The sequence below is a fragment of the Gordonibacter massiliensis (ex Traore et al. 2017) genome, from assembly GCF_019731765.1.
Classification (GTDB): Bacteria; Actinomycetota; Coriobacteriia; order Coriobacteriales; family Eggerthellaceae; genus Gordonibacter; species Gordonibacter massiliensis.
The window spans coordinates 108,119-122,662 of record NZ_JAASIO010000001.1 but is presented as its reverse complement, the minus strand read 5'-3'; the positions used below and the strand labels follow the sequence as shown (position 1 = coordinate 122,662).

The 14,544-nt window shown below is 61.5% G+C and carries 8 protein-coding genes and 1 tRNA gene; 7 read left to right on the top strand and 2 right to left on the bottom strand.

Annotated elements, in window-relative coordinates:
• Positions 1 to 401 precede the first annotated feature (401 nt).
• Positions 402 to 1,733 (top strand): hemolysin family protein, encoded by a 1,332-nt coding sequence (locus HCH03_RS00455; protein WP_221687934.1) that lies wholly within the window; start codon positions 402 to 404, stop codon positions 1,731 to 1,733.
• A gap of 112 nt (positions 1,734 to 1,845) precedes the next feature.
• Here the strand turns inward: HCH03_RS00455 and HCH03_RS00450 are convergent, their stop codons facing one another.
• Entirely contained in the window at positions 1,846 to 2,637 is a 792-nt protein-coding gene (locus HCH03_RS00450) for an amidohydrolase family protein (protein WP_221687933.1), read from the bottom strand.
• Positions 2,638 to 2,886: 249 nt separating this feature from the next.
• Between HCH03_RS00450 and HCH03_RS00445 the strand changes: the two genes are divergently transcribed.
• The 3 genes from HCH03_RS00445 to HCH03_RS00435 all read left to right on the top strand — a co-directional run bounded on the left by HCH03_RS00445 (position 2,887) and on the right by HCH03_RS00435 (position 9,457).
• Positions 2,887 to 2,963, top strand: a tRNA-Met gene (locus tag HCH03_RS00445).
• A 352-nt stretch (positions 2,964 to 3,315) separates the two neighbouring features.
• Complete coding sequence (locus HCH03_RS00440) at positions 3,316 to 5,094, top strand: InlB B-repeat-containing protein (RefSeq protein ID WP_221687932.1); 1,779 nt, start codon at positions 3,316 to 3,318, stop codon at positions 5,092 to 5,094.
• A gap of 466 nt (positions 5,095 to 5,560) precedes the next feature.
• A complete protein-coding gene (locus HCH03_RS00435; RefSeq protein ID WP_221687931.1) occupies positions 5,561 to 9,457 on the top strand; it encodes a bifunctional diguanylate cyclase/phosphodiesterase in 3,897 nt (1,298 codons plus the stop codon).
• Here HCH03_RS00435 and HCH03_RS00430 read toward each other — a convergent pair.
• A complete protein-coding gene (locus HCH03_RS00430; RefSeq protein WP_368042394.1) occupies positions 9,454 to 10,917 on the bottom strand; it encodes a Tat pathway signal protein in 1,464 nt (487 codons plus the stop codon). The genes HCH03_RS00435 and HCH03_RS00430 overlap by 4 nt on opposite strands.
• A 288-nt stretch (positions 10,918 to 11,205) precedes the next feature.
• Between HCH03_RS00430 and HCH03_RS00425 the strand changes: the two genes are divergently transcribed.
• From HCH03_RS00425 to HCH03_RS00415, 3 genes are all read left to right on the top strand, one after another.
• Positions 11,206 to 11,916 (top strand): response regulator transcription factor, encoded by a 711-nt coding sequence (locus tag HCH03_RS00425; protein ID WP_015539178.1) that lies wholly within the window; start codon positions 11,206 to 11,208, stop codon positions 11,914 to 11,916.
• 55 nt (positions 11,917 to 11,971) lie between these two features.
• Positions 11,972 to 13,567 (top strand): ATP-binding protein, encoded by a 1,596-nt coding sequence (locus tag HCH03_RS00420; RefSeq protein WP_368041240.1) that lies wholly within the window; start codon positions 11,972 to 11,974, stop codon positions 13,565 to 13,567.
• A gap of 85 nt (positions 13,568 to 13,652) precedes the next feature.
• Complete coding sequence (locus HCH03_RS00415) at positions 13,653 to 14,525, top strand: phosphoribosylaminoimidazolesuccinocarboxamide synthase (protein ID WP_221687930.1); 873 nt, start codon at positions 13,653 to 13,655, stop codon at positions 14,523 to 14,525.
• Positions 14,526 to 14,544 lie beyond the last annotated feature (19 nt).

The window sequence follows — 14,544 nt, the reverse complement described above, 5'->3', positions numbered from 1 at the left end:
AGCGGACCTTTTCCAAGCGCGGCGCTTGCAGGGCGACGTAGACGAACAGGCCTCCCATGGCGGCCAGCGTCGCCATGGTCACGAATATCTTTTTCATAACGGGCTCCTTTCGTAAGGGGGCTTCGTACGATATTCACCTTACCTGCCGCACCTTGCGTCAACCTTGCAGGTCCCTGTGCTTTCGCTTACGTTCTCGTCACGTTGCCCGAGCCTTTGTTTGCCGGGTTTCGTTGGGAACGTTGCAAAACGGTGTCAACTTCTGTATATAGAGTAGTTTTTCCCGGCCGTGGCCTTGAGGGATGGTACAACTTACCAGGACAGCCAAAACCTGCCACCCTACGCGCGGTACGGCAATCCGCGACGGCAGGCCTTGACAACCGAACCTAAGGAGACCAGCTTTAATGCACCCTGCGTTAAGCCTTGTGCTTGTCGTATTTTTCTTGCTCATGAACGCCTTTTTCGTCGTTGCAGAATTCTCGCTCGTCCGCGTTCGCAAATCCCAGATCGAAATGGCCGTCGAAGAAGGCAAGGGCGGCGCCAAGTACGCCAAGCTCGTCGCCGACAACGTCAACGCCTACCTGTCCGCCTGCCAGCTGGGCATCACGCTGGCTTCGCTCGCTTTGGGCTGGTTGGGCGAGCCGGCCGTGTCCAAGCTGATCGGCCCCTTCTTCGAGATGTTCGGCTTGCCCGAGGCGGCTATCGAGGCCATCTCCGTGGCCATCGGCTTCATCCTCATCACCGCCCTGCATATCGTGGTGGGCGAGCTTATCCCCAAATCGCTCGCCATCTTCTCCACGGAGCGTTACGCGCTGTTCTCGGCTACGCCGCTCGTGTGGTTCTACCGCATCACGTATCCCATCATGTGGCTGTTCAACTCCATCACGAACGGCGTCATGAAGCTTTTGGGCCACGACATCGCCAACGAGCACGAGGTGTACACCGACGAGGAGATCATGCTGCTCATCGACGAGAGCACCGAAAGCGGCCTCATCGACCCCGAGCAGAACGAGTACGTGGACAACATCTTCGACTTGGGCGACAAGGACGCCGAGGCCATCATGACGCCGCGCACCGACGTCATTTGCCTCGACTTGGAGGACTCGCTCGAAGAGAATATGGCGCTCATCACGCAGTACAAGTACACGCGCTATCCTGTGTGTCGGGGCAACAAGGACCGCATCGTCGGCTTCGTGCACGTGAAGGACCTCTACACCATGCCGCCCGACAGCACGATGGACGATCTGCGCATCCGCACGATCGAGGCCGTGCCCGAGGGCATTCCCATCGCGAAGCTGCTGCAAACGCTGCAGGCGAAGCACACGAAGATCGCCGTGGTCATCGACGAGCACGGCGGTACGTCGGGCATCGTCACGATGAGCGACATCATGGAGCAGATCGTGGGCCGCATCGACGACGAATACCTGCACGGCGACGCCAACGACGTGGTGAAGCTGGACGACGGAAGCTACCTGGTGGACGGCTCCATGCCCATAGACGACGTGGAGGAGCTCATCGGCTTCGAGCCCGAGGAGGCTTCCGAGTGCGAGACGACCGGCGGCCTGCTGCTGTCGTTGTTCGACCGCATTCCCGCCGAGGGCGACTCCGTGACCGTTGAGCACGATGACCGCAAGGCAACGTTCACCGTGGTGGACATGGACCGCCACCGCATCGACAAGGTGCGCGTGGTTTTGGAGACAGAGCCTGAAGGGGAAAGCGCCAAGCTGTCATCCTGAGCGAACCGCAAGGGTGTCGCCCTTCTGTCATCCTGAGCGAAGCGAACGCAGTGAGCGCAGTCGAAGGATCTTCGGCAACCATGTCGCCTGCCGGTTCTGCCGTACCGGCAGGTTAAGAAGCGCTCACGCCGGTGAAGTGCTCGGCGTTCTTCCAGAGCATCTTCTCCAGGTCGTCGTCGGAGAAGCCGAGCGACGTGAACGTGTCGTACTCGCGCGCGGGATCCCACATGGGAAAGTCGGAGCCGAACATGACGCGGTCGGCCCCCCACATCCCCACGAGCTCCTTCGTGCGGCGGTTGCCCACAAAGGCCATGGAGCTGGACACGTCGATGAACACGTTCTCGTCGTGCAGCACGTCGTAGCCGATCTCGGGGACCGACCAGCCTCCGAAGTGCGCCGCGTCAACCACGAGGTTGGGGAATGTATGCAGGATGTTCTTCAGGCGGCGCGGGTGCGAGAAGTCGGTGCGGTAGTCGCCCGTGTGCACGATGAGCGGCAGGCGCCCCTCGATCATCTCGTACACGTTCATGAGGCGCGGATCGTCCATGTTCACCTTCTGCGTGTCGGGATGCAGCTTCATGCCTTTGAGGCCCAAGCTGATCGCGCGCTCGATCTCGGCTTCGGGGTCCTCGAGATCTTGGTGCATGGCCATGAATCCGATGAGCTCGGGATGGATGCGACACTGCTCGGCGATGAAGTCGTTGATGCTGGCCACGGCGCTGGGTTTCGTGGCCACGGAATGTACGACGAAGTGCGTGATGGGCGCTTGCTGCTGCGAGGCGAGGAGATGCGCCGCCGTGCCTTCGCCGTACATGTCCACCAGGTAGAAGTCGCCCACGGCGCCGACGGCTCGCTCGGCGATCTTCTCGGGGTAGATATGGGCGTGGACGTCGATGACGGTCATAGGGGGCGCTCCTCGGTTGCTCTCGATGCGATTCGTACGGTTTCGCATCGATTGTACTGCATCACCGCCGCGTGCGCGTTAATCAGTCTTGGCGACCTGTTGGGCAAGGCGAGCGCGCTCTCATTCTAATTGAGGATATTTCGTGGAGGAAAAGAAAAGTCTTGCATGTATCGGTGAACGCACGTAATATTCAATCTTGCCGCTTTTCCTGTTTGCAGTATACCGGACAGGAGGGGCAGGCGCCAATGTTGCGGGGTGGAGCAGTCTGGTAGCTCGCCGGGCTCATAACCCGGAGGTCGTAGGTTCAAATCCTGCCCCCGCGACCATACATAGTCAGGCCAGCCATGTTGATGGCTGGCCTTTTTGTCTTTAAGCCCAAAACCCTAACCCGGCTTTTGGCCTATAACCCTGGCTTTTCGTTGCACGCGCAGCTGGTGGTCTTTGGTTTTGGCGCGGTTGTCTTTCAGGAAACGGCAGCGTTGGAGTGAAGCCCAAAAAGCGTCAACTTTATTCTCAGATCGTTCGCTATTCCGGTTTCGCCAAAAGTATAGTATGTTGCTTTATTATTGCAATCAGACGGCGCTCTTTATCGCAGAAGGCCCTGTGTACGCTTCGCGCTATGGAAGAAAGTCCTTGTTGGTCTTGAGCTTAAGAAGCCAACGAGAGAAAGGGCGAACCATGTTTCATGGAACTTACCGCAAAGTCGATTCGCGTTCTTCGATATTTGCCAAAAGAAAAAACTTCGAGATTCCTTTTCTCCCTCTGTTGTTGACGGCCCTGCTTATGCTTACAGGTTTCCCCGCCGTAGCGCATGCACAAGAATCAGGCCTTTCTTTTAACAGCGTAGATAGTGTTGTAGCGGACACCCAAGAACAACGTGGCGAAAAGGAAGTTACGTCACAAGAGCAAGAAGCGCTTGATAACCTTGAGTCTGTGAGCACGCGAAATGAGGATAGCGCCACTGACGCTTTCGCCGTTGTCCAACAACAAACGAACACTGCTCTTCAAGCAACTGCACCACGTGCCACTGAAGTATTTATATTCCGGATAAAAGTGACTGCTGATGACTTATCCTTCTCCATTCCTACTTCGGGAGGCGGACTTGGACAAACATATGATTGGTGGATCACTTGGGGAGACACTACTCAGCAGTACACAAGCGGCATCGGTTCCTCCGCTGGCATCGAACACACCTATTTCTCGCCGGGCGTCTACCGCATTATCATCTACCCTCGCAGCTCTTCTAATACAGCAGCCTGGCTTGCCGCGTTTGGATTCTCTACGGACGATCAAGGCGCAAACGCTCAGGCAAACAGAGACAAAATGTACGACGTGGAAAGCCCCCTTACTCCCTCCATGACGAGGGACGTCGCCGCTTCAACCGTTCCTCATGATGAATGGAGGTACACGTTCAGTCGCTGCCGCAACCTCACCATGGGAGATGATTTCACGTTCAGCGATGAGTGGAACAGCATCACCGCCGTAGGCGACAACTTTGCGAGCGACATGTTTTCTGGCTGCGAAGCCGCCCTCACCATGGGCAGCATCTTCAACCTCCCGCAAAACCTCACCAGCGTAGGCGACAACTTTGCAGGCAACATGTTTGCTGGCTGCAACGGCGACGCCTTCGCCATGAACGGCGTCTTCAACCTCCCCCAAAATCTGGCCAACGCGGGCGACAACTTCGCGAGCAATATGTTTGAAGGCTGTTCCGGATACGCCTTCACCATGAACAACGCATTCAACCTCCCCCAAAACCTTGGCAGCGTAGGCGACAACTTCGCGAGCAACATGTTCAGTCGGGCTGGAGGCCCGAGCTTTCAGGTGAACGGGGTGTTTGCATTTCCTCGGTTTGACTCTTCCGTTCTTAATCAAACGGGAATGTTCGAGGGCGCCTTTCAAAAGCTCGCTTCAACAACCCCCACGCAGAATCGCTTAGCGCAAGGCATTATCGGGGATCCCGACTATGTTCCCACTACGGCTCAGGGCACCTTTACCGGCGCTGATTGCTTTTCGGACCGTGCCTATATCGCGGTGAACTGGGGAGGAGATGGCATAAGTCGCGACATCACCATATCGTTCGATACCGCAAGCCAAGGTCTTACCTGCACGAATCCTCCTGGCGATGTGACCATTGAACGGAATACAGCCGTAACCAAGCCCGCTCCCGACCCTCACGTGGACGGCTATGCCTTCGACAACTGGTATACCACCAGTAGTTTCGATACCGTCTGGGATTTCAGCAACACGTGCAGCGATGCCATGACGCTGTATGCTCGCTTCGTGCCCCTTGACATCCCGGCACCTGCGCCCAATTCCGATACTCCTTCTCGGCAAACGCTTGCTCGAACAGGAGACGCCGGCATGTTCGGGGGACTTGCGCTCGCAGGGACAGCCGGCGTCGCGCTTGCTTTCATGGTGCTCGCGAGAGCAAAGCGGAAGGCGAAAGACCTGTGATAACCGTTTCATAGCGATACGGGATCTCGAACTTGCAGGCTGGAAGCATGCGTTTCCGGCCTTTTCCGTCTTTCAGCGGGGATATGGGGCCTCGGGTGCGAGGTCCCGCGTCAAGGATCCGCACAGCCTCCGGCCGACACGCGCACGCTTGGGCCCAAGGCGGCTGCTTCCCGAGCTTTTACGGAACCACCAGCGGTTTTACCCGCTCTTTGAGGCCTTTGTCCTTGTGCTTTCCAGTGAGGTACTATAATATGCAATTGAAGTGGTAGTATTTTAACGCGCCGTTCGTTTCGTCGTTTCATGCGAGAACGCGGCGTACTATCCGCGTCGATCGGAAGAAGGCGCCATGACGCGTGGTGAGGAGTTTCCCTCAGAGGGATGCCGGGGCGGAAGCGGGTTGGCGTTAGCCGACATATCCGTTTTGCCGATTGCTGCGTGCATGGTGAAATGCGATGAGTATTTCACCATGGTTTGGGCGAACGAAGCGTTTTACGAACTCATGGGCTGCACGCCCGAGGAGATGGGCTTTCGCTACGCCAGCCGGTTGAGCGCCCTGTGGAATCAGGACGCCGTCGGCCGTCTCGTGAATATGGCGCAAGCGGCGAGCGCGCCGTCCCGATCCACGAAATTCCACCATCGCGTGGTCGTGCGCGACGAGGAGCGCGAATTCGAGACGATGGCCTTTGTTTTGCAGCAGGACGAGGGGCCGATCATATGCTGTTTGCCACGCGATTGCACCCACGAGATGCGCCTGGAAGCCGAACTGGGGGAATTCATGAACCTCGGCGCATGCGTGGCTGCCACGGCGGGTTTCGAGGCGTTCTCGTACGATGCCGCGAGCCGGACGGCACGCATCATCTTCTCCTCGTCCCTCTTGGAACCTGTTGGGGCACCGGGGACAACCTGTCCTGATTTTCCCGGAGCCATGCTCCGCGCGGGGCTTGTTCACCCCGAGGATGTGGGGGCGTTCGAAAAAGCGTTCTCCAGCTCGGCATGCTCAGGCGTGCGCTGCGTGTGCGATCTGCGTTTGGGCGGGCCCTCGCCCGATACCGGGCAATGGCGTTGGTATCGGCTCACTCTCGCGGGATGCGAAAATCCGCTGATTCCCGGCAGGTCTTCGGGCGGCGGCGTGTTCATGGACATAACCGAACATAAAGAACTGGCGATGACCTACCTGAACGAAACGCAGTTCTACTACGCGATGCTTGCCGAAGAAACCGCCTATGCGCACCTCGACGCCACCGATGACGTGCTGATAAAAGTTGGGGGCATGTGGAATCTGTACAACGAGCTCATCTCCACCACGTCTTACTCCGACATCGTCGGGTCGTTCATGGACAAGGTCGTGCACCCCGACGATCGAGCCCACTATTCCGATATCATGCGGTGCGAGAACTTCGTCGCATCGTTGGAGAACGGCATCGACCGACTGGGTTGCGAGTTCCGTCGCATCGCCGACCAGAACAAGATGGTGTGGATGGAGTTCACGGCTCATCTGCTGAAAGATCCGATAACGCATCATGTGCTGGCTCTGCTGCGCATCAGGAACATCGACAAGAAGAAGCGGCAGGAGCTCATGCTCCAAAGCTCGTCGGAGCGCGATCCGCTCACGCGCATACTGCATAAGAAATCTGCTGAAACCGCTATTCGCGAGCGCTTGCGAGACCGGCCGCCCGGTCGCGTGAGCGCTTTCATGATTTTGGACGTCGACGACTTCAAAGACGTCAACGACCGGTTCGGTCACGAAGCTGGCGATCGGGCGCTCCTGCGATTCGTCGACGCCATCAGCCGTTGCATCGATCGGCTCGACGTGCTCGGACGATTTGGCGGCGACGAGTTCATCCTGTACGTGGACGACGCGCGCGACGAAGACCACATCGCCCAACTGCTCGAAGACATGTTCGCGCAACTTAGGCACGAGGTCGATCCGCCCATCACCTGCAGCGTAGGCGTGACGCTGCTTTCGGGGGAAAGCCCGTACGAAACGGCGTTCAGCCAGGCCGACGCGGCGCTGTATCTGGCAAAAGACGAAGGCAAGGACACCTACGTGTTCCATCGCGCAGGCTCTTCCGGCGATGCGGGCAACCGGCTTTCCTACGTGCAAAGCAAAGCGGCGGGAAACGCGGAAAACGAGGGAAGAGCCGCCGACGTGCCCTTCGACGCTTTCTCGAGGGACGAGGGCGTAGCCGGCGCCTCTGCGCCAGGGCCTCTGCTCGCCGCGCACGGCTCTTCGTCCTCGTCTCCGTCCGCCTCCGGCGAGGATGCCGCGGCATTCGCGCAATTCCTTTCCGAACAGGGGGAGATGGCCTACCTCGTCGACCCGGATACGTTCACGCTCATCTGCGGAAACGAGGCGTTCTACGAGCGCATCGGCGAGACGGCTTCGAGCTGCTTGGGCATGAAATGCTACGAAGCCATGCATCGGCGCACCTCTCCGTGCCCGTTCTGCAGCAAGGCGAACTGGTCGACCGACAAGTTCTTCATGTGGCGCAACGACAACGAATCGCTCGAACAGGAATTCCTCCTGAAAAACAAGTTGGTGAACTGGAAGGGTCGCGAGGCGTTGCTCGCCATCGCCGTGGACATATCGAACAACAAGAGCATCGTTGACTCGCTCGACAACGGTACGTCGGAGGGGCATCATCTGTTGGCGGGCATTCAGCAGATGAGCGCGGCCAAAGACCTCGCCGAGGTGATCCACTGCGCGTTGGAGGCGATCGGTCGGTTTTTCCGCTCCGATTCCGTGCGTCTTTGGTCGTTCGACGACGAGGCCTCGTCGTACCAGTGCGTCACGTTCTGGTCGCGTGACGGCGTCGCGGTTTGCCCGACGGCTCCCGACGATCGTGCGCTCGACTCGTGGCTGGCCGTGCAGCAGTGGGAAGAGCCCGTTTTGATAGAGAGCCCCGAGTCGGTGATGCGCTCGTCGTTCGTTCTGTACCAGTACATGCGCGAGAACAGCATCGACAACGCGCGCTGGGTCGTCGTGCGCGACGATCAGCGCGAAGGCCGGCCTCCTAGTTATATCTCGGTTGAGAACCTGACGGCGAATCTGCAGAACGTGGCGTTCTTGGAGCGGTTCCCGATATTCGTGGTCAGCGAGGTGCGCAAGCGTCGCATGATGGAGAACCTGCTGTACGCGAGCAGCCATGACGAGTTGACCGGCGTGCTCAACCGCGAGGGCTACGAGCGCTGCGTGGCCGCGTTCGACGCCGATCTCGTTCGATGCGTGGGCGTGGTGTCGGCGAATGTGAACAACATGAAGCAGGTCAACAGCGCGAAGGGCTTCGCCGAAGGCAACTACTACCTGAAACAGTTCGCCTTCATGCTGACGAACGCGTTTTCCGAAGAGAACGTGTACCGCCTTAACGGAGACGAGTTCGCCGTGATCGCCCCGAACCTGAGCCGGGAGGAGCTCGAACGGCGCATCGGCGACATGCGCGAAGTGATAGAGGGCAACGGCTTGTTCACCGTGGCGATAGGGTGTTCTTGGGACGACGTGGAGAAGAACCTCGAGGTCCTTACCAACCAAGCCGTGGCGGCGATGGAGGCCGACAAGCGGCGCTTCCACGACAAAGCCCAGGACGTATCCGACGACAGCCGGCGCAAGGCCCTGCGGGGTATCGTGTCCTCGATCGAAAACGGCAACTTCCTCGTGTACCTGCAGCCGAAAGTCGATTTGTCCACGCGGCGCACGGTGGGGGCGGAGGCCCTCATCCGGTATCGCGATGCGAGCGGCAACATCGTGCCTCCCGGTCGCTTCATTCCGGCGCTCGAAGAGAACGGGCTCGTTCGCCATGCGGACCTCTTCGTGTTGGAGCAGGTGGCCAAGCTGCTCGAGCGCTGGAAGCGCGAGGAGCGCGCCGTGCCCGTGTCGGTGAATCTATCGCGTCGTACGGTGCTGGAAAGCGACGTCATCCCCAGCATAGAGGGCATCACCTCGCGCTACGACATCGACCGCAGCATGCTGGAGATCGAGATAACCGAAAGCTTCGGCACCGTTGGCAGGGGCGTGCTGTACCAGGTGGCCTCCGAGCTGCTGCGCGTCGGGTTCTCGTTGTCGCTCGATGATTTCGGCACGAAGTACACGGATCTCTCCATCCTTTCCAGCATCAGCTTCCACGTGGTCAAGCTCGACAAGAGCCTCATCGACACGCTCGCCGACGACAAGATCAAGCAGACCATCGTGCGCCACATCGTGGGCATGTGCTTTGACCTGGGCGTCGACGTCATAGCGGAGGGCATAGAGACTCCCGATCAAGAGACTATGTTGCAGGGTTTGGGCTGCCATCTTGGGCAAGGGTACCTCTACAGCCGCCCCGTGCCCCTCGAGGACTTCGAGCGCGGCTTCTTGCCGCGCCTCTAGCTCACCGGCGACCAGGCCCTCACGAGGCAGTACTTCTTCGGTTCGCCGTCGATGGGCTTGTCGTCGATGTTGGCGTACGTGACCACCAGGTTGTTCGATCCGGTGGACGCCAGGTACTCGCCGTAATCGTCCGAGCCGTTCTCGGGTTGCAGGGCGAAGTACTCGCTCGTGTTCAGGTCGATGCCGCATACGGTGCGCTTCGACTTCACGATGAAGTAGCCGCCGCACCACGCGGGCGGCGCGGTGGGGGCCAAGCCGAACGAGAACCACGGCGCGCCGCTGTAGTTCCCATCCGTCACGCGCGAGGCGGGCGTGTACGTGCCGATATTGGCGATGCCGTCGCCGTAGGTGTACCAGGCATCGAACGAGAACGAGAACCCGTTGTCGCCGTAGCCCGCTTCCAGCGGCCTCATCGACCGCGGCAGCACCATGGTGTCCAGCACGTTGCCCGAGGTCGCATCCAGGTGGGTAAGCTGGTAGTACGTGCCCGACGTTTCCGCACGCGGCGTGATGACGACCGAGTCGTCCAGCGCGTAGGGCGGCGTGCACAGCCGGCCGTGCGACGTGTAGACGGTCTCGGTCGCCCCCGACGCCATCGTCGCGCGTTTCACGAGCGAGTCCTCCGCGCTGCTATCGCCGTCGAGCCTCGGCATGACCTGCCAGAAGGCGTGGGAGCCCGCGGCCGCGATGGTGGGCGTTTCCCACTGGTTGTCGCCCTCGTCCACCAGGTGCGGTTCGCCGAGGGTCGCACCGTCGAGGCGCGCCGTGTACACGCGCCAGATGCCGTCGAGGATGTCGGCCTCCGCCCACACCATGCCCGTCTCCGTGGCGCGCACGTCGTAGATGTCGAACCCTTCGTCCTGTCCCACGGCCTGTTCCAGCACGGTTGCCTGGTTGCCGCTGCCGAGCAGCAGCAAGGCCACCTGCGCAAGGGGGCTTCCTTGGTCGGTGGGCACCAGGCAGGCGGCCACGTCGTCGCCGCTGGCCCAGACGAGCGACCCGTAAGGCAGCTCGAAGCGCGCGGCCAGGTTCATGCGCGAGGCGGTGTCTTCTATCAGGGTGAACGAGCTTTCGGTGTCGGCGGTGTTCAGCGTCGTCACGGACGAGGCGGGAACCTCGAGCACCGTCACGTCGTTGGCGGCTTCCTCCCGCTGCTTGATGACCACGGTCGCCGCGCCTCCTGCGGCGGCGAGGGCCGCCACGCCGACGGCGCCGAACAGGAAGTGGCGTCGGGTGAGGAGCACTTCACCGCCGCTCGGGGTGGGAACGCGAACCCCGCCTCCGCCGGAGCCGGCTCCCGAGGCGCCGCGCTTGTGCACGCCGCCCGATCCGAGGGCGCCGTTGGGGCCGACGGAGGCCTTCTGCCCGTTGCGCCCCGCGCCGGCCGCGCTTCTGCGCGCCGCCGTCCGGGAAGAGCCCGCTCCTCCCAGGTCGCCACCAAAGCTTCCGACGTTGCCCACGTGTCCGCCGCGCGCGCTTTTCTTTCCACCGACGTACGTGCCGCCGCCCAAGGCGGCGCCGCGCCGCTGCGCGCTGCGCTTGGTCGCGCCACCGGGTTTCGCGTGGTTAGCATGTGTTGATCTGCGGGTTACCATGGTGGATATTGTGTCATTTCCCGTACGGGTTCCAGCTGCTTCGAGGGTAATTGCTACAATAAACGCAAACACGACCTAGACGCTCGGAACTGGGCGCGTACGGGATACGCGTCCGGGCGTGATCCGAGCCGGTAACGACCAGAGGTGGTATCCATGAGCAACGAAACGCGACGTATACTGCTTGTTGAAGACGAAAAGGCCATCCGCGACGCGGTGACGGCCTATCTTGAGCGCGAGAACTACTGGGTCACGGCGGTCGGCGACGGCCAGGAAGCGCTCGAAGAGTTCTCGAAGCACCATTTCGACCTGGTCATCCTCGACCTGATGCTGCCCCGCGTGCCGGGCGAGCGCGTCTGCCGCGCCATCCGCGACAACTCCGACGTGCCCATCATCATGCTCACGGCCAAGGGCGAGGTGGAGGACCGCATCATCGGCCTGGAGCTGGGCGCCGACGACTACCTGGTGAAGCCCTTCAGTCCCCGCGAGCTCGTGGCCCGCGCCCGCGCCCTGCTGCGCCGCGTGCACGCCGATTCCGAGCCGCAGCGCGAAGTGCTGGAGTTCGGCGAGCTCACCATCGACGTGTCGGGCCACAAGGTGCTCGTGAACGGCGAGGAGATCGATCTCACGGCCAGCGAGTTCAAGCTGCTCACCACGCTGTCCCGCTATCCGGGCCGCGTGTACTCGCGCATGGAGCTGGTGGAGAAGGTGCTCGGCTACGACTTCGAGGGCTACGAGCGCACCATCGACAGCCACGTGAAGAACCTGCGCGCGAAGATCGGCGACAACCCGCGCAGCCCGAAGTGGCTGCACACCGTGCACGGCGTGGGCTACCGCTTCGAAGACCCGACCAAAGTCCAGCAGTAAGCACCGCGCGGACGCCTCGAGCGTGAACGCGTAACCGGTGCAGGAGGAGCAAAGCGTGCAAGACTCGGCGACGACCGGACCCATCGGCAAGGCGGGCGCGGACGACGCGGACGCGCGCAGTCACAAGCGGCTGGGCTGGGACAACCTTTCGTACACAACCCGTGTGACGGCGGCGTTCGCCTTCATCGCGGCCATGACCGCGCTGGTGGCCATCGGCGTGGTGTCGTTCGTGTGGGAGCAGCACTTCCAAACGTACACGCGCGACAACATAGAACGGACGGCCCAGCAGGTCGCCCAGGACATCGCGGAGAACTACGAGAAGTCGGGTACGTTCGACGCCCAAACGCTCGCGCCCGCCCGATACATGGTCAACGTCACGCCGAGCATCGGCATGCGCGTCGTCGACAACCTCGTGCCCGCGAACAGCGAGGCGTCCATCGTGTTCGACTCCACGCTTATCGAAAACGAGGAGGACGGCGCGGACGGCGTTTCGCTCATCCCGAAGCACGCGAAGCCCGAGCAGATGGTCACGGTGCCCATCGTCATCGACCAAGGCCAGCCTTCCGAACAGGCGGTGGGCTCGGTGAGCGTGTGGGTGCTCGGCTCCGACACGCTGCTGCGTTCGACCGACGAGGAGTTCCGCGACAAATCCTACCAGGCCATGTTCTTCGCGGCGGCCATGGCCATACTCCTGGCATCGTGCATTGGCTTCCTGTTCGCACGCAACCTGGTGAGCCCCATCAACCGCATGACGAAGACGGCGAAGGCCATCAAGGAAGGCGACCTGTCCGCCCGCACCGACCTGCACGGCGAAGACGAGATCGCGCGCCTGGGCGAGACGTTCGACGAGATGGCCGACTCGGTGGAGAAGGATCGCGAGCTCGAGCGGCGCCTGACCACCGACGTGGCGCACGAGCTGCGCACGCCCCTCATGGCCATCCAGTCAACGGTGGAGGCCATGGTCGACGGCGTGTTCGAGGCCGACCCCGAGCACTTGGAAACGGTGAACTCCGAGGTGCAGCGCCTGAGCCGTCTGGTGGACTCGCTGCTGAAGCTGTCGCGCTTGGAGAACCGCGCGAACCCCATGAAGGAAGAGGTCGTGGACGTGGGGCAGCTCATCTCGGGCATCATCGCCACGCACGACGCCTTCGTCACCGATTCGGGCCTCACGCTGGAATACCAGGCCGACGACGACGTGCGCGTGCTGGGCGACGCCGACATGATCCGCCAGGCCACGGCCAACCTCATCTCCAACGCCGTGCGCTACACGCCCGAGGGCGGCCACATCACCGTGGAAGTGAAGCGCGGCGACCTCATGGCGTCCATCGCCGTACGCGACACGGGCATCGGCCTTTCGCCCGAAGAGGCGAAGATGGTGTTCTCGCGCTTCTGGCGCGCCGACGCCGGACGCAACCGCGAGAGCGGCGGCTTGGGCATCGGCCTGGCCGTGGTGAAGGAGATCGTGGACCGCCACGGCGGTTGGGTGCAGGTGGAGGGCCGCAAGAACGAGGGCGCCTGCTTCACCATCCACATTCCGCTGTACGACGAGGGTCGCCAACCGAAGGCGCGCCAGCAGAAGCAGCCGAAGCTGCAGAAGGTGCCCAGGGCGAAAGAAAAGCCGCAAAAGTCGCGGCCCAAGGGGCGCAAATAGCCAAACTGCGCGATAATGGAGCGCATACGAAAAACGCCGGCCGCCGCAAGGCGTGCGGCGCGTCGATGAAAGGACAGAGCAGACCATGACCGGAATGGACATCAAGCCCGACGCGCAAGGCAAAGTGCGCGATCTCTACGACCTGGGGGACCGGCTTCTGCTGGTGGCGTCGGACCGCATCTCCGCGTTCGACTACATCCTGGAAGACGAGATCCCGCACAAGGGCGCGGTGCTCACGCAGCTGTCCTGCTTCTGGTTCGAGTTGCTGGACGGCGTGGTGGAGAACCACCTGATCTCCGCCGACGTGGCCGATCTGCCCGAGCAGTTCCAGCCGTACGCCGACTACCTGCGCGGGCGCTTCATGCTGGTGAAGAAGGCCGACATGTTCCCCGCCGAGTGCATCGTGCGCGGCTATCTGGCCGGCAGCGGCCTGAAGGAGTATCAGAAGCAGGGCACCGTGTGCGGCATCCAATTGCCCGAGGGCCTGGTGAACTCCTCGAAGCTGCCCGAGCCCATCTTCACGCCGTCCACGAAGGCCGAGATCGGCGACCACGACGAGAACATCAGCTACGAGCGCCTCGTGGAGATCATCGGCGAGGACGACGCTTCGCAGCTGCGCGACCTTGCGCTGAAGGTGTACACCACGGCGCGTGACCACGCCGAGAAGCAGGGCATCATCATCGCCGACACGAAGTTCGAGTTCGGCCGCCTGAACGGCCAGATCATCCTGGCCGACGAGGTGCTGACGCCCGACTCCTCGCGCTTCTGGCCGGGCGACGAGTACGCCGAGGGCAAGGACCAGCCCAGCTTCGACAAGCAGTTCGTGCGCGACTGGCTCTCCGCCAACTGGGACCGCCAGGGCAACCCGCCCCGCCTGCCCCAAGACGTCATCGAGAAGACGAGCGAGAAGTACATCCAAGCCTACGAGAAGATCACGGGAAAGAAGTTCGCGTACTAATACCAGTGCATGTCAGCGG